The 23511-nt window shown below is 65.5% G+C and carries 21 protein-coding genes and 1 pseudogene; 12 read left to right on the plus strand and 10 right to left on the minus strand.

Annotation, left to right across the window (positions count from 1 at the left end; translation table 11 throughout):
* Positions 1-16: 16 nt before the first annotated feature.
* Positions 17-1093, minus strand: coding sequence for an adenosine deaminase (add, locus tag NBRGI_RS41020; protein ID WP_081878458.1), 1077 nt, complete (start codon positions 1091-1093; stop codon positions 17-19).
* Between the two features lie 348 nt (positions 1094-1441).
* On the opposite strand from add, the gene NBRGI_RS41025 reads away from it, so the two are divergent.
* The 9 genes from NBRGI_RS41025 (at position 1442) to NBRGI_RS41065 (ending at position 11156) form a co-directional block, all read left to right on the plus strand.
* On the plus strand, positions 1442-2770 hold the full coding sequence (locus NBRGI_RS41025) for an aminotransferase class V-fold PLP-dependent enzyme (protein WP_029903427.1): 1329 nt from the start codon (positions 1442-1444) through the stop codon (positions 2768-2770).
* The gene (locus NBRGI_RS41030) at positions 2767-4524 is read left to right on the plus strand and encodes an ABC transporter substrate-binding protein (protein WP_051728423.1); all 1758 of its coding nucleotides are present in this window, start codon (positions 2767-2769) and stop codon (positions 4522-4524) included. Before NBRGI_RS41025 ends, NBRGI_RS41030 begins: the two co-directional genes overlap by 4 nt.
* Before the next feature lie 13 nt (positions 4525-4537).
* A complete protein-coding gene (locus NBRGI_RS41035) occupies positions 4538-6163 on the plus strand; it encodes an ATP-binding protein (protein ID WP_029903432.1) in 1626 nt (541 codons plus the stop codon).
* Positions 6164-6847, plus strand: coding sequence for a response regulator (locus NBRGI_RS41040; RefSeq protein WP_014985448.1), 684 nt, complete (start codon positions 6164-6166; stop codon positions 6845-6847).
* A complete protein-coding gene (locus tag NBRGI_RS41045) occupies positions 6837-7211 on the plus strand; it encodes a hypothetical protein (protein ID WP_029903435.1) in 375 nt (124 codons plus the stop codon). The genes NBRGI_RS41040 and NBRGI_RS41045 overlap by 11 nt, the downstream gene beginning before the upstream one ends.
* 340 nt (positions 7212-7551) lie before the next feature.
* A complete protein-coding gene (locus NBRGI_RS41050; RefSeq protein WP_014985450.1) occupies positions 7552-8085 on the plus strand; it encodes an EF-hand domain-containing protein in 534 nt (177 codons plus the stop codon).
* Positions 8086-8394: 309 nt separating this feature from the next.
* Positions 8395-8832, plus strand: a complete 438-nt coding sequence (locus tag NBRGI_RS41055; protein ID WP_029903436.1) for an SRPBCC domain-containing protein — start codon at positions 8395-8397, stop codon at positions 8830-8832.
* 222 nt (positions 8833-9054) lie between these two features.
* Positions 9055-9858 (plus strand): SAM-dependent methyltransferase, encoded by an 804-nt coding sequence (locus tag NBRGI_RS44745; protein ID WP_158440020.1) that lies wholly within the window; start codon positions 9055-9057, stop codon positions 9856-9858.
* A 134-nt stretch (positions 9859-9992) separates the two neighbouring features.
* A complete protein-coding gene (locus NBRGI_RS41065; RefSeq protein WP_051728424.1) occupies positions 9993-11156 on the plus strand; it encodes an MFS transporter in 1164 nt (387 codons plus the stop codon).
* A 43-nt stretch (positions 11157-11199) separates the two neighbouring features.
* Here NBRGI_RS41065 and NBRGI_RS44750 read toward each other — a convergent pair.
* Positions 11200-12134 (minus strand): annotated as a pseudogene (locus tag NBRGI_RS44750) (NAD(P)/FAD-dependent oxidoreductase).
* Between the two features lie 142 nt (positions 12135-12276).
* Here NBRGI_RS44750 and NBRGI_RS41075 point away from each other — a divergent pair.
* On the plus strand, positions 12277-12819 hold the full coding sequence (locus NBRGI_RS41075) for an EF-hand domain-containing protein (protein ID WP_029903444.1): 543 nt from the start codon (positions 12277-12279) through the stop codon (positions 12817-12819).
* 3 nt (positions 12820-12822) lie between these two features.
* On the opposite strand, the gene NBRGI_RS41080 is transcribed toward NBRGI_RS41075, so the two are convergent.
* The 4 genes from NBRGI_RS41080 to NBRGI_RS41095 all read right to left on the minus strand — a co-directional run bounded on the left by NBRGI_RS41080 (position 12823) and on the right by NBRGI_RS41095 (position 17126).
* On the minus strand, positions 12823-14175 hold the full coding sequence (locus NBRGI_RS41080) for a cytochrome P450 (protein WP_029903445.1): 1353 nt from the start codon (positions 14173-14175) through the stop codon (positions 12823-12825).
* Between the two features lie 33 nt (positions 14176-14208).
* Positions 14209-14748: an SRPBCC family protein gene (locus tag NBRGI_RS41085; protein ID WP_029903447.1), complete on the minus strand. Its 540-nt coding sequence runs from the start codon at positions 14746-14748 to the stop codon at positions 14209-14211.
* A gap of 77 nt (positions 14749-14825) precedes the next feature.
* The gene (locus NBRGI_RS41090) at positions 14826-15314 is read right to left on the minus strand and encodes an SRPBCC family protein (RefSeq protein ID WP_029903449.1); all 489 of its coding nucleotides are present in this window, start codon (positions 15312-15314) and stop codon (positions 14826-14828) included.
* Positions 15315-15413: 99 nt separating this feature from the next.
* Complete coding sequence (locus NBRGI_RS41095) at positions 15414-17126, minus strand: ABC transporter substrate-binding protein (protein ID WP_081878460.1); 1713 nt, start codon at positions 17124-17126, stop codon at positions 15414-15416.
* A 99-nt stretch (positions 17127-17225) separates the two neighbouring features.
* On the opposite strand from NBRGI_RS41095, the gene NBRGI_RS41100 reads away from it, so the two are divergent.
* Together NBRGI_RS41100 and NBRGI_RS41105 are read left to right on the plus strand one after the other, a co-directional pair.
* Positions 17226-18938 carry an ABC transporter substrate-binding protein gene (locus NBRGI_RS41100; RefSeq protein WP_029903453.1) on the plus strand — a complete coding sequence of 571 codons (1713 nt, stop codon included), beginning with the start codon at positions 17226-17228 and terminating at the stop codon, positions 18936-18938.
* Complete coding sequence (locus NBRGI_RS41105) at positions 18935-20194, plus strand: hypothetical protein (RefSeq protein WP_029903455.1); 1260 nt, start codon at positions 18935-18937, stop codon at positions 20192-20194. The genes NBRGI_RS41100 and NBRGI_RS41105 overlap by 4 nt, the downstream gene beginning before the upstream one ends.
* Here the strand turns inward: NBRGI_RS41105 and NBRGI_RS41110 are convergent.
* The 4 genes from NBRGI_RS41110 to NBRGI_RS41125 all read right to left on the minus strand — a co-directional run.
* A complete protein-coding gene (locus NBRGI_RS41110) occupies positions 20181-20819 on the minus strand; it encodes a hypothetical protein (protein ID WP_029903456.1) in 639 nt (212 codons plus the stop codon). The genes NBRGI_RS41105 and NBRGI_RS41110 overlap by 14 nt on opposite strands.
* Positions 20819-21679, minus strand: coding sequence for a 50S ribosomal protein L11 methyltransferase (locus NBRGI_RS41115; protein WP_029903459.1), 861 nt, complete (start codon positions 21677-21679; stop codon positions 20819-20821). The genes NBRGI_RS41110 and NBRGI_RS41115 overlap by 1 nt, the downstream gene beginning before the upstream one ends.
* Before the next feature lie 141 nt (positions 21680-21820).
* Entirely contained in the window at positions 21821-23023 is a 1203-nt protein-coding gene (locus NBRGI_RS41120; RefSeq protein WP_029903461.1) for a DUF6004 family protein, read from the minus strand.
* A 204-nt stretch (positions 23024-23227) separates the two neighbouring features.
* On the minus strand, positions 23228-23511 hold a 284-nt coding region (locus NBRGI_RS41125; RefSeq protein ID WP_235211278.1), incomplete at its 5' end, for a hypothetical protein.

Below are 23511 nucleotides of genomic sequence, written 5' to 3' on the forward strand. Positions count from 1 at the left end.
CTCATCTCCCTGTTCTCTACCGTTGTTCGAGCCGCGCCCGCGCCCGCGCGAGATCACGACGGATTTCCGCGGCCATCCGGGTCGGGCAGAACGCCGCATCGATTCCGGCGGCCACCACGTCGACGAGCGCGGCGACCGACATGCCCAGCCGGTCGTGGCACAGCTGGTATTCGCGGTTCAGCGTGGTGCCGAACATCCCCGGATCGTCGGTGCCAAGGGTGACCGGGACACCCGCGGCGAACAGCGCGGGCAGTGGATGCTCGTCGAATGTCCGCACCGCACCGGTGCGGACATTCGACGAAGGACAGACTTCGAGGGTGATATTTCGTTCCGCCAGATAGTCGAGTAGCCCGCGGTCGGTCAGAGCCCGAATGCCGTGCCCGATCCGCTCCGCGCCCAGATCTCGCGCGGCGGACCAGATTTCACCGGCGTCGGAGACCTCACCCGCGTGCGGCACGGCGTGTAGCCCACTGGCCCTTGCCTTTTCGAATGCCGCGCGGAACAGTCTGCGCGGTGCACCGAGTTCCGGACCGCCCAGCCCGAACCCCACCGCGCCATCGGGTTGGTGGCACAGAATCCAGTCCAGCGTGGCGAAGGCGCCCGCGACACCGTCGTCCGCCGACCCGTCGAATATCCAATTCAGGTGGATGCCATGGCGTTCGGCCACGAGGCGGCGTCCGGTCGTCAACGCCTCGGCGAGTTCGGCGGCGGCGATGCCCATGCGCAGATGCGACAGCGGCGTCACGGTCACCTCGGCGTAGCGCACATTGTCCAGCGCGAGCTGGTCGCCGAGACCGGTCACCAGCGCCACCACCGCGGCACCGCTGGTGACCAACCTGTTCACCGCGGTGTACACCTCGATGAAATGCGCGAAATCGGTGAATCGGTAATACCGGCGCAATTCGGCGGGCTCGGCCGGCACCCCGACGTCGGGTCGGTGCGCGGCCAATTCGGCGACGGTGTCCACCGCCGCCGAACCCAGCAGGTGCACATGCAATTCCACCTTCGGCAGCGCCGCGAGGAAGGCCGCCGCGGACTGCCCGTCGCCGTGCACCGCGCCGCCGCTCGGCTCCGTCCAGTGCGGCGTGACCATCCGAAACCCCCTGGATAGCAGCGGCATCCGCGTCGCGCGGCGTGCCACGAGGCCGACTCGGCGCCGGAACCGGCTACCAGATACACCATAGCTTTTTGAAGCCAACTGCCGAGGCGGAACGAGTGACCCACTCGAGCCGAACGCCGCAAGATCCCCGCGGCAGCCGCCACAGGGCTGCCTGACAGCAGGACCGAAAGGTGCAGAGCCGCAGAATCTACAGAAAACTTATGTAACATATAGTTAGTTGGAATGTCGCGGACGCACGGTGACGATGGCTGGCCGACCGGGCGCACAGGCGACGGAGTTGAACGGCTCATCCGGCCGAGCCCATCGTGGAAGAGGTCCCCCATGAACGGCGCCGTGGATCCCACCCTGCAGCATCGAGCGGCGACGATCACCGCCGAGCCGCCGCGCAGCCTGCGCACCGCGACCTGGCCCGAGATACGCAGGCTGTTCGCACTGGATCCGGGCGCCATTCATCTCAACACCGGCACCGTCGGCGCGATGCCGCACGCCGTGCTCGACACCGTCGACCGGGTGACCAGGCACTGGGCCGGCGGACTCGGCGATGTCTATCCGCCGGGGATGTATCAGGACCACCGGGCGGTGATCGCCAAGTCCTATGGGGTCGATCAGGACGAGATGGTGATCACCCACAACGCGACCGAAGGCGTCGCGCGGGTCATCCACGGCCTGGATCTGCACGCCGGCGACGAAGTCGTCACCACCACGCACGAGTGCTACTCCGTCCTGTCGAATTTCAACCTGCTGCGCAACCGTTTCGGCGTCACGCTGAAAACGATCACCCTGCCCACCGGATTCGACGTGCGCGCCGAACAGATCGTCGAGCTGTTCGAGGCGGCGATCACCCCGCGCACGAAAGTGCTTGCCTTCGCCGGGATCACGCTGTTCACCGGCACCAAACTGCCGATGCGCGCGCTGTGCGAACTCGCGCACCGGCACGGACTGATCACGGTGATCGACGGCGCGCTGCTACCCGGCATGCTCGATATCGACATGCGGGCCATCGGCGCGGATTTCATCTCCTGCTCCGGCTCCAAGTTCCAGTGCGGCCCACTCGGCACCGGATTGCTCTACGTGCGCAACAAGATTCACCCCGAACACAATCCGCTGCCGCTGCCCACGTTCTGGCCGATCATCTCCACCTGGTATCCGATGAAGGGCAGCCCGCCGCCCCGGACGAGGACCTCGATCGAGAGCGACAGCATGGCCGACTATCTGCAGAGCGCGGGCAGTGCCAGCATCGCCCGCGGCGCCGCGCTCGCCACGGCCTGCCAGATGTGGGACGAGATCGGCCGCAGCCGCATCGAACGACGGATCATGCGGCTGGCGGACTACGCGCGCGATCGCGTCGCTCAGCGTTTCGGGCGTGCGGCGATGTATTCGCCCGGCGCGGACCCCCAACTGCAGTCGCCGTTGATCGCCTTCCATCCCTTCCGCCGGCCGGAAGACGCATGGAATGTGAAAAAGATCCACGAATTCACCATGCGGCTGCAGCGGGAGCACCGGCTCTTCACCAGGTGGACCGAGTTCGACGTGGCCGGCTCGCCGCACCAGCATTACGCGTCACGGATCACCACACACATCTTCAACGACTACGACGAGATCGATCAGGCCGTCGACATCATGGCCCGGCTCGCCGAGGAGATGTCATGACCGATCCGGCGGCCCTGAGGCTGTACGGTCCCGGCGTGCTCGACCAGTTGGATCCGGTGTGCTGCCCGAGATTTCCGATCGACCAGGTGGTCCGGCTCTTCGCCCGGCAGCTGTTCACCTATCGGACGCAGGCCGATCTGCGGAATTGGCAGGCCGTGGCGCCGACGCCCGATCTCGCGGCGGAGATTCCGTCCATGTACAACGCAGGCATGGGCGCGAGCCACACCAGCTACGTGGTCCATCTGCGCCCGGATGTCTGCTGGGACACCGACCCCGAGCGCCCGGTCACCACGCACGACGTGGTACGGGGCTTCAAGCGAATGGGTAACCCCGTGCGCCGCAGCGCGTTGCTGTCCTACTTCACCGACACCATCCGGGGCATGGCGCAGTTCTGCGACGACTACGCCGCCGCGTTCGCCGATACCGAGCCCACCGCGCACGAACTGGCCGAATACCAGAGCGCCCACGACATTGCGGGCCTGCTGGTGCTCGACGACACCACGATCGTGTTCGAATTGCGCAGGCCCGCGTTGGATTTCATCGATCTGCTGACGCTGCCCTGCACTTCGCCCGCGCCGGTCGAATACGACTCGTTCGTGCCGGGCAGCGTGCAGCTGTGCCGAAATATCCGGTCCACCGGCCCGTATCGGCCGATCGAATTCACCCCCGGCCGGGAGCTACGCCTGAGCCGGAACCCGTCGTGGCGCGCGAAGTCCGACCCCGTCCGGCACCGGCATGTCGAAGCGGTCGAGGTCATCGCCGAACAGGTCACCGCCGACGAGGTGGCGCACCGAATCCGTTCGGACGAGGCGGATCTGGCGTGGGGCGTCCGCATCGCGGATCCCGCGATGCCCGCCGACCATGATCTCGGTTTCGCGCTGGACCCCTACCTGGTGTGCAACACCCGCAGTCCCAACGCCGCGGGCGCGTTGCGGAAAGTGCAGGTACGCCAGGCGATATCCCTGGCGATCGACAAGGCCGCGATCGCGGCCGGCGTCGCCGCCCTGGGCCGGGACACGATCATCCGGATCGCGGGCTCGATCGTCCCGCCGAACAACGACGGTCACCAGGACCTCGATCCCTACGCGACGCTGGACCATCGCGGCGACCCGGCCACGTGCGCGGCGATGCTGGCCGCCGCGGGACATCCGGGCGAGATGACGCTCACCGCGGTCCATCCGGCCACCGAGCACGCCCGCTTGGTCGCCCAGCGCTGCGCCGCCGATCTGGCCGAGGCCGGAATCACTGTCATACCGGTCGAATTCGCTGTTCCCGAGTACCTGGATCTGCTGGCAGACCCGGCCCGGGCGGCGGCAGGCGAGTGGGATATCGCCCTCGCCTCGTGGTCACCCACTTGGATGCACGACAACGGTCGCGTCTTCCTCCAGCCGCTCGTGCACTCCGGCTCCCCCGCCAACGTGGGCCGTTACCGCAATCCCGAAGTGGACGCCCTGATCGACCGGGCGCTCGGCGCGGCGGAGGACCGCGTGACGGCCGAGGCGGCGTGGCGCAAGGCCGAACTCGTCGCACTGGCCGACGCGCCGATCGTCCCGCTGCTCTTCCAGGTCCCCGCGTCCCGGGAACTGTGCGGTCGCCGCGTGCGGGCCGCCGCCATGCTGCCCGCGCACGGATTCGCGATCGACCTGACCACACCCCGCCTGGACCCCGCCCTCGACGGCATGAACGGGCACTCCGACCAGGAGATGCCCGCGATGATCCTCACCCTTATGGGCGCCATCGAAAAGTGGATGTGAAGGGAGTGCGGAAGTGGACGAGTACGACGCACAACTGCTCACCACGATTGCCGCCGGTACCGCCGTATCCCTATGGGCGGCAGCGGGTCCGGAAGCCAACTACGCCGTGAGACTGTGGACCCGCGGCGCCGAACGACTGTACGGATACTCGAGTGCGGAGATCGTCGGCGAGAGCTATATCGACCTGTTGATCAATCGGCTCGAGCATGACCGGGCGATAGCCGAGCACAAAGAGATAGTGCGATCCGGCGTCGAGATCCGGAGTCTGGTCGACGATGTGATGCACTCCGGCTCGGAGCGCTTGCTGCTGACGATTCGATTTCCGCTGTACGACAGGGCCACCAACGCGCATCTGCTCGCGGAAGCCGGTATCGACGTCACCGATATCTCCCTCGAGGATGCGGCGCGACTCACCAAAACCCGTGCGGAGGCCGTCCACATCAGCGAAAGCGCGGCGCGCGAAGACCTTTCGGAACAGCTGCGCCGGCTCGTTGGCGCGATGACATTGTCGGGCACCGGTGAGGACGAGCGCGCCGCCCTCGCCTTGGGCATGGAGCTGCTGCGGCAGGCGCTCGATGTGCCGGCCGAATCGAGCGTCTGGCACGCCGACGAGGGCGGGCAATTCAGCGAAGTGTTCCGCAGCGGCGGCTGGGTCATGCCGGCCGGCCTGGACATCGGCCGCGCACTCGACTGGTTCACCTCGAACACCAAATCCATTCTGCATGATTCCAAGTCCCGCCCGCACCGGCTGCTCAAGCAACTCTTCGACACGTACCAGGGGCCGTTGGACACGGTCGGTTTGATTCCGCTGCACGCCGAAGGCGAGTTCCTCGGACTGCACGTGCTCCGAGTGGCCGCGCCCCATGCCTTCACTCAACTGGAACGGGATGCGCTGCCGGTCCTGTCGTCGACCGTGCTGGCGAGCGCGCGTCTGGCCGCCGAGATTCGCAGGCGGCGGGAAGAGGCCGCCGAATCGCGAGCCGAGGCGACCAGACTACGACTCAACGGTGACTTCGCCCATCGCATACGCAAAGCGGTGGACCCGATCCTGCGCAATGTCCATGCGATACGCGAGGAACTCCAGCTGCGCGGGGTGGAGTTGGACGGCGAACTCGCGCAGTGGATCGACGATATCACCGAGGGTTGCACCGAACTGGCGCGCGCTCCGGCAGAACTGCATCGTGCGCAGAAGGTCGCCCAAATCAGTGTGCGCGGCGTATTGACCGCACTGCGCAATCGACTCGGCCTGGAATTTCCGGACAGCGCCATCGAGCTCGATATCGATGGCCTCGCCGGCGTTCTCGTGCGCGGGGTCAAAGGCGATGTCACCGCCCTGTTCGAAAACCTGCTCTACAACGCGATCGAGGCCATGCACACCAAAGGACGGGTGTTCGTGAGCGGGACGGTAACCGGCAGGTCCGTCTCTATCATGGTGTCGGATGAAGGCCCCGGCATCAAGGCCGAGGACGTCGAAGGAATCTTCCAACTGGGGTTCTCGCGAAAAGGCGAAGGTCGCGGGCTCGGCTTGGCGCGGGCCAGAGAAATCGTGACAGACCTGGGCGGCAAGATCACGGTCGAGGCCGGCCGTGCACCCGGCGCCACTTTTCTTATTGTGCTGCCAACCTGCAGGAGGTCGTAAATGGCGATCGTGTTGTTACTCGAGGACAATCTCAAATTCGCCCGGGCGGTACAGCGCGTACTCCGCGGGCACGAGGTCCGGCATGTGACCAGAGTCGATGCGGCGATCGACGAACTCCAGCGGCCCGACGTGGATTGCGCACTGATCGACCTCAATCTCACCGACGAGGACGATTATTCGGGCTATGAGGTCCTGTCGTACATCCTGCGGAACAGGCCCGATCTACCCCGCGCGGTGGTGACCGGCTCGCGCTTGAAAGGCGCGATCAGCAAGAACATCCTGCTCCGGTACGGCGTCGGCGATATCGTGATCAAGGGCGATGTCGACCGGGAGGGTTACGGCACAACGGATCTCATCGACACGGTGAGCGACCTGCTCGTGGGCTCGGATCGGCGGCGGCGGGAAACGGCGCGCAACGAGGTCGCGTCGATATCGCTCGCGGCGCAGACCGAGCTGCGCCGGCGCATCGCCGGGCTCCAGCAACTCGCGGAGCAACTACGCAGCGGCGCCAAGCGCCGCGACCCCACGGTGAACAGTCGCACCGCGCTGACCCGCCGGGCCGAGAAACTGATCGAGCTGGAGGCGGCGGCGAAAGCCAGGTGCGACGTGGTCGCCCTGAGCGAGCTGGCACACGAGGTGGAATTGTTCGAGGCGGAATCGGCGAGGGTACTCGGTGATTCGTAGGATCAGTGCCAGTCTCGGCCAGGTACATCCCGGCGCCTACTACCTGGCCAGCGCAGTAGTACTTTCGTTGGCGGCGAATACGTTCACCGAGGCCTACGGAGCGGTGCCCGCCCCGCCGAATCAGTTGTCCCTGTTGCTGTGTGCGCTCGCGGCATTCGTGTCGGCGGTGGCATTGTCGACGTTGGGCTGGCGCATCGAAACCATCCGGCAGCTGGCCATGGAGCGTTCCGCGGACGTCGGTTTGCCGTCGCGACATCTCATCGGCGAAGCGACGCAGGCGTTCTTCGTCGAGGTATTCGCGAAAATGACGGTCGGAGTCGTCACGGCGATAATGTCGATCGTTTTCATGCTCGGGCGCTGGTAGTCAGACTCTCGCAAACATTCAGCACAATTCGACCCCCCGCGCGATAATGGCTGTCTCGCGTCGATGCACGACTCGCAGAGCAGCTTTCGATGCGGGGGTTCCGGTGCGGCCGGTCGCTTCGTGGCGCCGCGCCGCACACCGGGCGGCAATACCCGGCATATCGCGCTGACCACTACTTTTCCCAGTTATCAACACTTAGGAACATGCTTGCTTCACTTCCCCGGCGACCGCCAAGTAACTTCACTAAAATATAATTACCTCTTGAAGAGCCGCCCGACCGGCAGTAAAGTAGGGGTAGTAGAGGTCCGCAGACTGAAGACCGAATGAGATAGGGAGTCCCATGGTCACGCAAGCCCGGCACCAGAAATTCGCGAAGCACTTCGAGCGGTACGACGCAGACAATGACGGCAAGATCGATCAGTCGGACATCGACGCGTTGATCAACAAATGGTGCGACGCATTCAAAATTCCCCCCGGTTCCGACAAATGGCGGATCACCATCAAACGCGCCAATCGGCTGTGGCAGGACCTGCAGGGCCACGCCGATGCCAACGGCGACAAGGAAATCAGCAGGGAGGAATGGATCGCCGCGCACGAAGACCCCCGCTTCGTCGACGAGGTCGCAATTCCCTTGGCGCAGCTCACCTTCGAACTCGGCGATGTAGACGGTGACGGCGCGGTGTCATTGAGCGAATGGATGACCCTGCAGTCCATTTCGGGGGTCAATCAGATCGACGCATTGAAGATGTTTCAGATGCTCGACGGCAACGGCGACGGGTACATCACGACCGACGAACACGATGCGGCGCTTCGTGACTTCTTCGGCAGCGACAACCTCGAAGCCGCAGGAACTCAATTGGCGGGCCGTCTGTAACAGGGTCGCACCCGACCACGAGATCCGGGACCTGCACGGGGTCGCCGGCCCATCATGACACCGGCCCCCGTGCAGTTGCCGTCGCCGTCGAAAGCATGCGGCTACGTACCACCGTCTCGCCGGTCGTGCCGCCGCAGCGTCGACGGCAGCGCAGAAACCTTCCGACGCCAGGGTTTTGGGCCAGACCTGGCGTCGACATCCGATTCCCGCTCGGCAGGACGGCGAAACGCGCTACCGTGGGATTGCACTTCTTCGCCATAGTGAGCAGCTCGCCACGAACAGTCATGCCGACCGAAGAGGAGATTCCCGATGATCACCACCGACAAGATCGAGCACGAGGTGGACATCGACGCACCCGTCGCGCGGGTATGGGAGCTGGTGACCGAGCCCGGCTGGTGGGTGGGCGACGGCGACAGATCGGGTCAGAGTCGTTCGCGGGAAGGCGATTTCGAGGTGATCGACGATCCGAAGTACGGCCGGTTTCCCGTCCGGGTAGAGCGGGTGGAGCCGCAGGACTACGCGTCCTACCGGTGGGCCTCCGCCTTCCCCGGCGCGACACCGGGCGAGGGCACGGCCACGCTGGTGGAGTTCCGGCTCGCCGAACACGACGGGGGCACGCGCGTGCGCGTGATCGAGAGCGGCTTCGCCGCCCTGGACCTGCCCGAGGAAGAGCGAGCGAAGCGGGTCGACGACAACCGCGGTGGCTGGAAAATGCAGTTGGACGTGCTGAAAGCCAACGCGGAGTAGCTCCGATCGAGGGCGGCCGAGCGCCATTGCCGCACAGGCCGCCTGCCCGTTTCTCACCCGGCTATCGCTACATCCGAGCTAAACTAGCTATATCTTTTAGAAGTATATTTCCATAGGTTGCCGCTGCGTGGCCTGCGGCAGTCGGCCGAACGCTGCGGCCCGAATCGAACAGCGGACCGGTAAGAGAACGCGGAGATCGTAATGGCCGAGAAATCAGCTGACATGACCGATGAGGTCGCCGAGTACTACGACGGCGTCGGCGAACTGGTGGAGATCGTCGGGGGGAACCTGCACCTCGGGTACTGGGATGACGACCAGGACGACACGCCGTTCCTCGAAGCCATGGGCAGGCTCACCTGGATGATCGCCGACCGACTGCCCCTGCAGCAGGGTCAGCATCTGCTCGATGTGGGTTGCGGCGTGGCCGAACCGGCGATTCGCCTGGCCGAGCGCCTCGGCATCTCGGTCACCGGTATCACCGTCAGCGGCTGGGAAGTCGCTGAGGCGAGCAGGAATGTCGCGCGGGCCGGCCTGTCCGAACGAATCGCCATCACCTTGGCCGATGCCGCCGCACTTCCGTTCGCGGACGCCGAGTTCGACGCCGCCATCGCCTTCGACTCGGTGCCCAACGCCGGGGACAAGAACAAGTGGTTCGGCGAGATCCATCGAGTGCTGCGCCCCGGCAGCCGACTCGTGTACTCGGAATACCCGCTCATCGCGGACGTGACGGCGGCGCAACGGGAGGTCTTGCGGGCGAATACCGTACCGGATCCACCGACCACCATGCGCGAGGCCGTGGCGCCGGCGATCGCGGCGGGCTTCGAGGTGCTCGAGGAGCTCGACTGCAGCGATCGCGTGCGCCGGTTCTACCGGGCATTCCTGCACCGCTTGGCCGACCAGCGCGCCGACCTGGCCGCCGCCTACGGCAAGGAACGGATCGATGCCTTCGAATCCGGCATGACCACAATGTTCGAACTCTGTCGCGAAAAGATCGGTTACTACCTCATTGTGTGCCGAAAGCCGTAAGGTCGGCGGCACAACTATATGAACCAGGAGTGTGATCGGGCGTGTCCGAGATCCGACGGCGGCTGTTCAAAACGACTAATCGTGACGATCAAGCCCCCGCGGAACCTCGCGTCTCCAAACGCCTACCGATCGGCGTGTACGTCCTCGGAGCGAGCGTATTCGCCTTGGGCACTTCGGAATTCATCGTGTCCGGCCTGGTCGATCAGATCGCGGGTTCGCTCGACATCTCCGTGTCCCAGGTCGGTCAGCTGATCACGGCGTTCGCCATCGGCATGCTGATCGGCGCGCCCACCATGGCGGTCCTGACGCTCGGACGGGACCGCAAGACTGTGATGGTGGCCGCCGTGGTCGTCTTCTGCGTCGCCGATCTGCTGACGGTGATCCCGGTCTTCCCCGTCATGTTCGCGATGCGGCTGATCGCGGCCGTGGCCTGTGCGACCGCACTGACCGTCGCTCAGGTGATGGCCGTCGCGCTCGCCGGTCCCGGCCGGATGCCGCAGGCGATCGCGGTGATCCTCGGCGGTATGACGCTGGCGAACGTGGCGGGCGTACCGCTGGGCAGCCTGGTCGGCGCGGTGTTCAGCTGGCAGGTCATCTTCGTGCTGATCGGCGTGATGAGCGCGGTGGGCGCCCTGCTCGTCACGATCTTCGTACCCAGGCTGCCGCGCGACCGCGGCCCGGAGGTCGGGCTGGGAACCCTGGTCGCACGCGAACTGCGATCACTGGTGCAGACCCGGGTCTTCGTCGCCCTCGCCACCACGGTGCTGTTCGAGACGGCACTGTTCAGCGTGTACGCCTACATCCAGCCGATCCTCACCGACGCCAGCGGTATCAGCGTGCATCAGGCGCCGATCGTGCTGTTCCTGTTCGGCGTCGGGTTGTTCGTGGGCAACACCCTCGGCGGCCGGCTGGCGCAGTGGTCGGCCATGAAGAACGTCATCGGCTCGCTGGTGGCGATGATCGTCATGATGGTGGTGCTGCGGATCGTCGTGCACCACAGCATCGCGGCGGCCGCGGCGATCACCGTGCTCGGCGTGTGCGCGTTCTCGATGACCGCCGCGCTCAGCTCGCGGGTGATCGGTTTCGCGGTCGGAGCGCCGACCTTGGCAGTCGCGATTGTCATGTCCGCCTTCAACATCGGCAACGCGATCGGCCCGGCGATCGGCGGCGTCGTCATCGCGCACCGGGCGATCGAGGACGTCATCTGGGTCGGCGTGATCGTCGCGACGCTCGCGCTGGCCACCGCGTTCGTCTCCGTCGCCATCGAACGCCGGCATGCGCTCGCACCGGCCTCGTGAGGACGACCGGCGCCGGCGGCCACGGTCGCCGACGCCGGATCGGCTACTTCGCGCCGGCAGCGGCCCGCCGGGAGTCGACGGCGCCGCGCACCTCCTCCGAGATCAGGTCGTCGATCATCGCGACCGCGACCTCGGCGCCCATGGCCGCGGCGCCGATCAGCTGTTTGGCCGGATCGGCGACGTTGCCCGCGGCCCAGACCCCCGGCACGGCGGTACGGCCGGTGGCGTCGACGGCGATGTGGTCGCCGATGCCGCTCGGGTGCGCGGCCGGGGTCAGCCCGAGCGGAGCGAGCAGGCCGGCGCGGGCGGAGAAGCGCGGGCCGCACACGAGTGCCTGCAATTCGACGGTCGCACCGCTGCGCAACCGCACTCCGGTCAGGCGATCATCACTGACCTGCACAGCTTCGACCTCGCCGGGAATGATCTCGATATCGCGCGCGGCCAGCTGCTCGATCTCGGCGTCGGTCAGGCGGGCCCGGTGTGCGACAGGAAGCTGAGCCGCGGCGACCACTGCCGGAACAGCATGGCCTGGTGCATGGACATGGCCGTGGTGGACAGCACGCCGATGACCTGATCCCGCACCTCCCAGCCGTGACAGAAGGGGCAGTGCAACACATCCCGGCCCCACCGCTCGGCAAGTCCGGGCAGCTCGGGCAGCTCATCGGTGAGACCGGTCGCGACGAGCAGGCGGCGTCCGCGAATGGTTGCGGAATCGACGACGTCCACGTCGAAACCCCCGTCCGCGGCCGCCACCGCCGTCACCTCGCCGGTGACGAACTCGACGCCGTAACCCGCCACCTCCGCACGGCCGGCCACGAGCAACTCCCCCGGCGCCACGCCGTCCCGGCTCAGGAACCCGTGCATATGCGCGGCGGGGGCGTTGCGCGGCCGGTCGCCGTCCACCACAACGACCGAATATCGCGCCCGGGCCAGCATCAATGCGGCATTCAAGCCCGCCGCGCCACCACCGACGATCACTACATCGCAGTGATATCCGGATTCTCGGATCGTCACTCCAGCCTCCCGTAGTCAGATAGGTATACAAGATGATAGCATTTGTTAGTTGATCGAGTATCGACAGCATTCCCACTATCCGGTTCGAATACACGGAGATTTCGCGATGACCAGTGCACTGAGAACGACCAAACTCCGCAAATTGTTCAGCGCCTATGATGTCGACCAGGACGGCGTCATGGACGAACTGGATGTCACGGCACTGGCCCAAATGTGGTGCGACACATACGATCTGCCGCCACGATCGGCGGACTGGAGCAGCATTCACCGGCAGGCCCACCGCATGTTCCGGGATATGCCCGGATCACTGGACGCCGACGGCGACAAAAAGGTGACCATCGATGAATGGGTGGCCTGGGGCGACCATCCGGAATTTCAGAAATTCGTCGAGAATTCTGCGATACCGTTCAGCATGGCGGTATTCGCCGCTGCGGACAAGGACCGCGACGGACGAATCAACGCGCAGGAAATGATGGCCGCCCAGATCAAAGGCGGAATGTCCGAAGAGGAGACGAACAAGGCATTCGCCCTGTTGGACGCCGATGGTGACGGTTACATCACCACCGACGAGTACATTCAAGCCTCCAGAGAATTCTATTTGAGCGACGACCCGGCCGCCCGGGGAAATCACATCGCCGGTGAACTGTAGGCCCTAGGCCGTGGCGGCGGACCTGCGGTGCACCGTCATCGGGAGCGCGTCCACCGGCATCGTCACAGCCGGTTTAGGCCGGGGCTGATGCCCCGGCACGGACGCCAGCCGCCAGCGCCCCATGATCGTCGCGAGCACGATGATCAGCTCCGTCCAGGAGAACGTCTCACCGATACAGCCGTGCACCCCCGCACCGAACGGCATGAACGCGTTACGCTGCGTCGCGGTCAGCCGCTCGGGCAACCAGCGGTCGGGATCGAACCGCTCCGGCTCGGCGAAGATTCCGGGATTGTGCATGAGCGCGTAGAAGCTGTAGAGGATCGCCTCACCACCCGGTATGCGGTAACCGCCGAGTTCGGTGTCCTCGGTCGTCATCCGCGTCTGGAAGAAGCCTTGCGTGCGCAGGCGCAACGTTTCGGTCAACACCCGGCGGGTGTATTCCAAGCGGGCGACATCGTCGAATTCGGCGGCCCGGCCGGCGAGCACGCTGTCCACTTCCTCGTGTAGCTGCTTCTCCACCTCCGGGTGGGTGGCGATCTCGTGACAGGCCCACGCCAGGGTATTGCTGATGGTGTTGCTGCCCGCGATGAAGAAGGTCAGCACCTCGTCGTGGATCTGCTGATCGCTCATGCTCGGGCTGCCGTCCTCGTCGCGCGCGAACAGCATCATCGACAGCAGGTCGCCGCGATCCTCGCCGCCGGCCCGATACTCCCGGATCGTCTCGTGAATGGTCCGCCGCAGGTAGTCTTCCGACTCCCGGTAGCGGCGATTCGCCGCGGTCGGCAGCTTCGTCAGCACGCCGGTGGTGTCCGCGATGCGCCGGAACAGCCCGCCGAGCACGACACCGGTGGCGTCCATGAACCGCCGCTGATCCAGCGCGGTGCCGGGCGCGAAGATCACCTGGGTCACGTTGGCCAGGGCGAGTTCGTCCATGTCCCGCTCGATCCGGCGGGTTTCCCCCTCGGACCAGCCATCGATCCGCGCCGCGACCAATTCGCTGATCAGCGAGCAGTAGTGGATGATCCGCGTGCGATGGAACGCGGGCTGCAGCAGGCGACGCTGGCGCCGATGAAAAGCACCGTCGGAAATTCCGAGGCCGTTGCCGAACATGACGCGGAACCGTTCGGTGATCGGGCCGCCCCTGGCGAAGATCTCCGGTGCGCGCATGACCTGTCGCATGAGGTCGGCGTCGTTGACGACGTACATCGGCCTGCGGCCGAGCCTGATCATGGTCACCGGATCGCCGGACTGCAGGGAGAGCAGCAGCTGACCCGGATTTCGCTTCATCGCCAGCCCGTGGCCGAGCAGCGGCAGTCCGCCTGGAGTGATGGTCGGCTGTCGAGAAATAGTGGTCATCGGTTCGCCGCTTTCTGAATCGATCCGCGTGGGCTATTCGTCGCCGCGGATGGCATGCGCGGCCGACGGTGTGGCGGCGAGAACCGTGCCGGTCTCCAGCAACGCCTTCAGATTGTTCATCAGTCCCGGCCAGCCGCCGCTGCCCGGCAGTTGGCCGCTGATCGCCTGATACATGACGCTGCCGGGTTCGAAGCCGTCGTGGGTCACCGTCAGCCGGACCGCGCCGTCGCCGTCGGGTGCGATGTCGAAGGTGACCATCGTGCGCGGTTCCTTCATGTACTCGGCGAGTTCGGCGTCCGACCAGCCGAAGAGCATGGCGTGCGCGGGCTGCAGCAGGTGCCAGCTGTAGGACAGGACGCGATAGGGGTCGGCCGCCAGCACGACCTGCCCCAGATCCTGGGGCTCCTCCTCCGGCATGTTCTGCCATTTCACCGGCGAGCCGACCCGCCAGTCCGAATGCATGGCGACGCCGAACCAATATCGACGGGTGAATTCCGGCTGGGTCAAAGCCGCCCAGAGCTGTTCCGGTGTCGTCGCGATGCGTGTCGCGTAGGTGAATTCCATGATGCTCATCCTCATTCACTGTGTGATTGCCACACCGCATCGCGACGTCACCCGTCAGCCGAGTTACCGCGCCTGTGAATTAACGATCAGTGCCGTTGCAGATTCGGTGGATTCTCGTCCTGCACCAACCGAAGCGTCACGTCGTGTTCGAGGGCCGCTTTCAACGCGGCGATCAAATAGGCGAATCCGGCCGTGGAATCCCGGACGCCGTCGACCTGAGCTTGCAGATCGCCGCCGTAACCGGTTTCGGTGATATGCAGATACGTGGTGTCGTTCTCATACGGTATCAAGGTGAATTCTACCGTAGTCGGCTCCTCGGGATTGTAGTTATCCCAAGTGAATTGGATTTTGCTGTCGGTGTCGAACTTCTGCACCCGAATCGTGCGGGCGACGCCGTACATTTCCCATTCCCAGGTGAGTTCGGCGCCCTCGGCCATGCGGCCGCTGCTCTTCGTGTACCAGAATTTCGACGTTATCGACGGGTCGGCCAGGGCCTCGAAGACGTCGTGCGGTGGCCGGCGGATGAGCATGCCCAGATCCACGGACGGCGGTTCGATCGGTTGCGATGCAACCATGGTGCCTCCTCTACGTTGATGAGATTCGGTAAAGCTTTCGATAGTAGTTCGGACACACAGTAACGGTGGATGGGCGTCGCCGTGGGCCGTTCCAGCATGTCAACGGCTCTTTCCAGCGAGCCACAGGTTGGTGAGATCGCCGTTGAGCACCGGGTAGGGCAGCCAGTTCCGGACGGTCGTGGCGTGGAACCAGTACTGGTGCGCGAAGAGCACCGGCACCACCGCGGCGTCGTGCAGCACCTCGGCCTCCATCCGGCGGAAGAGCTCGGCGGCGCGGGTCTCGTCCGCCGAAGTGAGCGCGGCGCCGAGCAACTCGTTGACCTTCGCACTGCGATAGCGGCCGAAGTTGGAACCCCAGTCACCGCCCTCGACCACGCCCCGGCTGTCGAACAGGGGCTGCAAGTAGGTGCGCGCGTTGTTGCCGTACCAGTCCGGCTCCCAGCCGGTGAGGGCGATATCCCAGCTCGTGCGCGTGGCCGACGAGGAAAAGTAGTCCGAGAACAGTTCATTGATCGAGACGCCGACCAACTCGACGCGGATTCCGGCACGCGCCATCGCGGCCTTGACCACCTCGGCCGTTTCGGGGTGGATGTCGCGGTCGCGGAATACCAATCGCAATGTCAGTCCGTCCGGATAACCCGCGTCGGCGAGCAGCCGCCTGGCCAGTTCCGGATCACCGCGGCCACCTTCGGTCCCGTACGGACGAAATTCCCGGTGCGCGGTGCACAGCGGCGGCAGGATCTGGTCGGCGATGTCGTTCAGGCTCGGCCCGCCCCACACTCGCGATACCGCGGCCTTGTCCACCGCGTACTGCAGTGCGACGCGCACCGCACGGGCGGTCATGACGGGACTGGAAAAGTTGACCACGATATAGGGACTGAACAATCCGGCGGGGTATACCTCCAGCCGTGGATCAGCGCTGCCGAGCAGCTGCGGGAGTTCCTCGGTGAGCGGTTGAATGTCCCAGAGCATTTCGGCCGCACCGGTGGCGACCAGTTCGTGGGCCGCGCGCTCCGACATCCCCTCGCGAACGACGATGGTGTCGACGTAGGCGGCACGCAGCCGATCGGATCTCGGTTTCCATGCGGGATTCCGCTCGAGCACGATCTGTTCTCCCGGAACGTAATTCACCACCTGGTACGGTCCGTTGGAGGCGAGCACCCGGTTGAATTCGGGACTGCCGGGGACGAAATCCAGGTACTCCACCGGCGCGGGCGTGGCGAACGGCAGCGCGAGCATGTTCAAGAAATCCGAGGCCGGATGCCGGGTGGTGAAAACGATCTCGCGGTCCCCTTGCGCCCGAACCCCTTTGATCTCCGTGTGCTCGAGTCGAGCGGCGACGGACTCGGCCGGCGCGCCCGCCACGGCGTCCCGGAACTCCAGCATGCCCTCGATCGTGCTCAGGTAGTAGGCGAGGCCGGGACTGCTCACGACCGGATGGGCCAGTCGCTTGATCCCGCGCACGATATCGCCCGCGACCAGTGGGCGGATACCCCACGGCGTATTCCACCGCAGGCCCTCGGTGAGGGTGAATCGGTACTGCGTACCGTCCGCGCTGATCCGGCCGTTCGCCACGGTCGGTACTTCGGTCGCCAGGTCCGCGACGATCTTTCCGGCCTCCTCGCGGTTGCGGCTCGCGACGCAGCCGACCAACTGCCGGGTGTAGCCGCGCACGATCCCGCGGGTAGCCGTGTGGTACGCCAGCGCGGGGTCGAGATAGTCGACGTCACCGGCGCCGACCAGGGTGAGCGTGCCGCCGCGCCGGGGCGCCCGCGGCTCCGCAGAGCCTGCTCGCGTGGTTGTCTCCCGCACTGCCGCACCACCTTTCCGCATTCGCCCCAAAGTATACTTCCATTACATATAGTGATCTAGAGGATCTTTCGGCACGGTCCGGACCAGGAGGTCGGAGCAATGAACGGTGATCAGCCAAAGTACGGCGGCACCTTGCGCCTGTACGGGCCGGGAAGCATGGATCACGTGGACCCGGCGAGCTCCTACTACATGCTGTCCGGGCAGATCATCAGGCTGTTCACCCGCCAGCTGTTCACCTACCGCCCGGTGGCGCACCTGCACGACTGGAATCAGGTGACGCCGGTACCCGATGTCGCGCTGGAGATCCCCACGGTCGACAACGGCGGTCTCAGTCGCGACCACCTGACCTATACCGTGCGCCTGCGCCCAGGAGTCCGGTGGGACACCACTCCCCCGCGCGAGGTGACCGCACACGACTTCGTCCGCGGGTTCAAACGCATGTGCAACCCCGTGCTCCGCGCAGGTGCGATCCACTACTACACCAGCACCATCAAGGGCGTGGCCGAATACTGCGACGACTACGCCGCCGCGGTACCCGATCGGAACCCGGCGCCGGCCGAGCTCGCCCGGTTCCAGAACTCTCGCGATATCCCGGGGATCACCGCGGTCGACGATCGCACCCTGGTGTTCGAATTGATCCGCCCCGCCCTCGACTTCATCCACATCATCTCGATGATGTTCGCCTCACCTGCCCCGGTCGAATACGACGACTTCGTCCCCGACAGTCCGGAATTCCGGCGCAACGTCAGGTCGCTGGGGCCCTACCGGCTGACCCACTACAGCCATGGCAAGCACCTGCGCATGGCCCGAAACCCGGTGTGGCAGCAAGAGACCGATCCGGTACGGCACCAGTATCTGGACGGTGTCGAGGTGGTCATGGAGAAGGCGACGCCGCAGCAGGTCGGGCAGCGGATCAGAGCCGGGCACGCGGACCTGTCCTGGGCGTCGCCGGTCACCGAGACCTACGACGAGAACCCCACCGATCCGGGCAACAACCTCGGCTACGCGTTGAACCCGTACCTGGTGTTCAACACCGTCAGCCCGAACGCCGGCGGGGCCATGGGCAAACCCCAAGTGCGCCAGGCGATCTCCTACGCGATCGACAAGACCGTGATGGTCCGCATCTTCGACGAGCTGAGTGTCGGCACGGTGATGTGGCCCGCCCGCTCCGCGATTCCGCCGGGCAACTACGGCTACGAGGACTTCGATCTCTACGCGACACCGGGTGATCGCGGCGATCCGGAGAAGGCGCGGGCGCTGTTGGCCGCCGCGGGCTATCCGGACGGCTTGACGCTGACGATCGCGCATCGCGATGTCGACGCGAACCCCGAAGTCGCTGCCGCGGTGGCGATCGATCTCGCGAAAATCGGCATCACACTGCGTGTCGTCGCCCTGGGGCACACCGACTTCTACCCGTTTCTCCGGGACCCGGCCAATGCGCGCGCGGGCGCATGGGATATCTCGACGCCGGCCTGGACACCGGACTGGTTCGGCAACAACGGGCGCGCCTTCTTGCAACCGATGTTGCAGACCAACGAGATTCGCGGCACCGGAAACTACGGGTGCTACAGCAACCCCGAGGTCGACCGCATGATCGACGAGGCGCTCTCGGCGACCGACCCGGCCCAGGCGCACGCGGCCTGGCACGCGGTGGATCTGCAGGTGATGAAAGACGCGGCCATCGTACCGATCCTGGTGCACGCGCCGACCATCCCGCACATCAAGGGCGCCCGGGTGCGCAACGCGATCGCCATGCCCACCATCGATCGGTGGTTCGATCTGTCCAACCTCTGGCTCGACCCCGCCGAATGAGCGGCGCCGAATCCGAGCGCCCGGCCTACGAGCCGGTGGTCCGCGAATACCTGCTGCTGGGGCTGCGTCTGGGAAGACTGATCGACGGTTTCGTGGACTGCTGGTTCGGCGATCCACGACTTGCGGCCCGAGTTGCGGACGAATCACCTGCAGCCCCAGCCGATCTGGCTCGGCAGGCGGCTCGGCTGCGGGCCGAACTCGCCGACTCCGGGCTGTCCGACTCGCGGCAGCGGTATCTGTCGGCGCAACTCACGGCGCTGGAGTGCGTGGGAAAACGACTGTCCGGCACGGACATACCCTTCCGGGACGAGATTCGTCAGTACTTCGATGTGGAGATCGCGCTCGGAGATCCGGCGTGCTATGCCGACGCACACGAGGCGATCGCCGAGTTGCTACCGGGCACTGGCGGAGTGCAGGAGCGGCTCGACGCGTACTACGAGCGCAATCGCGTTCCACCGGACCGCTTACAGCAAGCCGCACAGGCGGTTTCCGACGAACTGCGGGGGTTGGCACGACCGCTGTTCGGCCTGCCGGCCGGCGAGCGCGTCGACTACGAAGTGGTGCACGGCAAGCCCTGGAACGCGTTCAACCGGTATCTGGGCGGCTTCCGCTCGAAGGTCGCGCTCAACGACGAGGCCGGGCGCGCGATCGCGGCGCTGCCGATCCTGGTGACCCACGAATCCTATCCCGGCCATCACACCGAGCACTGCCTCAAGGAGGCCGGACTCGTGCGCGAGCACGGACACGGCGAACAGCTCATCGCACTGGTGAACACGCCGCAATGCCTGCTCTCGGAAGGCACCGCCGAACTCGCGCACGTGGCGGTCCTGGGCGCCGGGTGGGGCGAATGGACAGCGCAAATCCTCGCCGCGGAAGGGATTTTCAGTGACGGCGAGCTGGTCGAGCGGGTGCGGGCCCAGCTGCAGCGGCTGTTCGCAGCTCGCCAGGACGCGGCGATCATGTTGCACGACCGGGGAGCCACGGTCGACGAGGTCACCGACTATCTCGAGCGGTGGCTGTTGCTGCCGCGCGACCGCGCTCAGCACATGGTGCGCTTCCTGACCGACCCGCTGTGGCGGGCATACACGGTCACCTACATCGAGGGCGCCCGGCTGGTCGGCGCCTGGTTGGCCGCCGGGCCGACGGATCAGCCCGTCGCCGAACGCTATCTGCGCCTGCTCCGGGAACCGTTGCTGCCCTGCGACCTACAGCGCGATCTGGACGCGACGAAGGCGAAACCGGCTATCCGGCACTGATGCCGGGCACCATGATCGCCCGCAACTGCAAGGTGGTGTGGTCGCAGTACCAGATCCGGCTGCCGTCCCAGGTCAGTCCGGTCGGATTGCCCGCGACATGGTAAGAAGCGACCTCACGACGGCTCACCAGGCTGACCAGATTGATCATGGCGTTCTTGTAGTCGGCGTAGGCGAGGTAGTCGTCGGAAACGGTGACGCCCGCGGGCCGAGCGTGCACCGGGATGGTGTCGATCAACTGCAGACCGTCGGGCGTGCGCAGATCGATCGCCTTCCGATTCTCGTAACCGAGCCACACCCCGTGCTGGGCCGCCTCGATTCCGGACAACCCTTCGCCCGGACGGGGATTCGGCAACTCCGCGACCGTATCCGCGGTCGCCGGATCGATCACGCGCAAGGCGCGGTCGTCGCCGACGATCTGGATCAGATGGCCACCCATCGTGGTGAGGTCGGACCGGACTGCCGCACAAGGGATTCGATGTTCGACCGCTCCCGTCGCCGGGTCGATCGCGATGATCTGGTTGAGCACGCCTTCGGAGAACCAGAGCAGATCCCCCGACCAGGTCAGGCCGCACAGTTTCAGCGCGCGTACGGGGATGTCGCGCACAGTTCCGACGGAAATCGGCATCACCCCTCCCCTCCCCGAGCGATCGTGCAGTCCAGCCGCCAGTCGGTGACCACCCGGGATCGGGCGGAACCGGACGGCCGATGCACCGTCGCCTGGATGGCATCGCCGGCGCGCACCGGCGTGTGCCGCAGCGGCCAGATCCACACCGCCCAGTTACATCCTTGGTACGAAGGGAAATTCGACAGGGAGACGCCGTCGATCAGGTCGGCGGTGAAGAACCCCATGACGGCGTGCAAACTGCCGGGCCGCGCGATGGGCAGCCGCACGCGGTCCGCGATCGGCACGGGATCGCTGAGCAGCCGCGGCGCACGCTGGAAGAAGTGCAGCTGGGCGCGTGGCTCGGCGAAGTCCTGCACGGCGTCGAGCCGGAAGCCGTGAAAGTCCTGTCCCCACATCCCCCAGCCCTCGTCATCGAATTCGATGGCGGCCAGGGTGGTGCTCAGCTCGCGCGGGATGATCCGGCCGTTCGGCGCCAGGTTCTTGCGGGCGACGCTGTCCAGCACGCGCATCATGTTCTCTTCCGGGCCGAGATTGCCCATCATCTCCGAGACGATGACATCGGCCTTGCGCGGCAGCCGGACCGCCCGCGCGTCACCCTGGATCAGAGTGAGTTGTTCTTTCAGATCGTTGGTCGCGATGATGCGGTCGGCCACCGCCGCCATATCCGGGTCCGCCTCGATCGCGTACACGTGCTCGGCGCCGTGTTTCAGCGCCAGCAGCGACAGCGCCAAAGTTCCTGCGCCGACGTCGATCACGATCGAGCCGGGCTCGACGACCTGCGCGAGCGCCTGCTCGTAGGCATTCATCCGCGGCCGGTCGGAAAGCATCACCTGGTGCATGAGAAGGGTCAACGGGTCCACAGTGCCTGCCTCCGGTCGTGGACGCTGGTCCCTCCCGACAACGCGGTGAGGGACCAGCAAGGCTGAACTATCGCTATTGATAACTCAAGGGAACTCACCCGAGCGGCCCGCGTCAAGCGAAGACCGCCCGGGAAAGCCCGCCTATACGTTGACGGCCGCGTGCTCGCCGACAAACGAATCCCGCATGACCAGGTTGATGCCCGTCAGCCTGGCCTTGACCTCGTCCTCCGTGGTGACCAGCGCGGTGTCCGTGCCGTTCATCTGGAGTTCGGTGCCCGTGGCCTCCATGCTCGACAGCTTGCCGAACACATGCACCGGGTTCGTCGCGTACAGCGTCACGTCGGGCGTGACCAGCTCGAACTCGGTATCGATGTGCAGCTCGCTGGGGTAGCGGATGCGGCTCAGGCTGTCTTCGCTGCCTTCGCCGAGCGTGCCACCGGACACCCGCGGGAAGCTGACTCGCAGCATCACGCGGCCGCCGAGCGCGGCGCAGTGGCCGGAGATCGCGACGCGCGAGATCTGTGCCAGCACGCCGGCACCCTCGTCGTGCTTCTCCGGTCCGAACAGCAGGATCTCCGTGCCTGCGGCGTTCTTGTAATCACCGGCCAGGTCGACGGTCACTTCCTTACCGCCCACCTCCAGCTTGGCCTGGCCCTCCAACGACACCTGCATGATCATCGACGGATCGACCAGCATGGAGATGCACGGCCCGGCGCTGGGCATGAAGAACATGCTCGGCGTGATGCCCACCGGCTCGTTGTCATCGTTGGCGGGGTACCAGGCCTCGGGCAAGGTGGTGCCCCGGACCACGTTGGGCCCGACGATCACGTCGAACGGTCCGTCGCCCCGCGGCTTGCCGAGGTACGGGCCGGTCAGTGGCTTCTTGAACGGCGGGATGTGGTCGACGACCCCGTAGATGTCGATCACGTTGCGGTGTGCCAGGCGCAACGTGCTGGACTCCAGGATGCCGAACCGGCGAATGTTGAACTCCGCGGGGAAGTTCTTGCCGGGCGTGATCTGCCGTACGTGACCGGTATTGGGCAGGAACGGGTTGGACAGCACCTGGATGCGGTCGTCCAACTCGTAGCTGAAGCCCTTGATACCGACCTCGGGCGCCGAGATCAACTCGGTCTGGAACTCCGCGTAGCCCCTTTCGTCGACGCGGTGCTCGAATCCGGGCATCGGCCACTTGTTCAGTTGGACGAAACCGGAGAGATTGATGGTCTCTTTCCGTGCCGCGTAGTAGTCCTCGCCGAAGGCCACGGTAGCGGCGGCGAGGATGTGCGGACGGATCGGCTTCGGTTCTAAGTTCAGCGATTCGTACGTCTCTTTGATGGCGCTCAATCCAGACACCTCCAGCGTCTGCGGTACTAGTTGGAACGATCCTCATTAACTATATGTTTTTGAACTTATCTAGGTCAATGATATGAGCAGAATCAAAAGGGCCAAGTATCAAGATTAATTTCCGGTCCCACCGAATTAGCACTGATTAATTGCACGCCGAAGCCGCACAACACGTCGTGTGTTGCGCGGCGGATTACAGCGGAATCAGGTCAGCGAAATCTCCCGGCTTTCCACTCGAAATACCAAGCTCGCGGCTTCCGCGCCGTCGGGATCCGCGACACGGTCCCAGCCTTCGACGTCGACCACGATGGTCTGGCCGGGGCCGATCTCGCCGAAGAGGATCTTCTCGGAGAGCTGGTCCTCGATCTCGCGCTGGATGGTGCGACGCAGCGGGCGCGCACCCAGCACCTGATCGAATCCACGTTTGGCCAGTAGGGCTTTACCCTGCTCTGTGAGCTCGATTTTCATGTCCTTGCTGCGCAGCTGTG

It is taken from the genome of Nocardia brasiliensis IFM 10847 (genome assembly GCF_000710915.1).
Classification (GTDB): domain Bacteria; phylum Actinomycetota; class Actinomycetes; order Mycobacteriales; family Mycobacteriaceae; genus Nocardia; species Nocardia brasiliensis_A.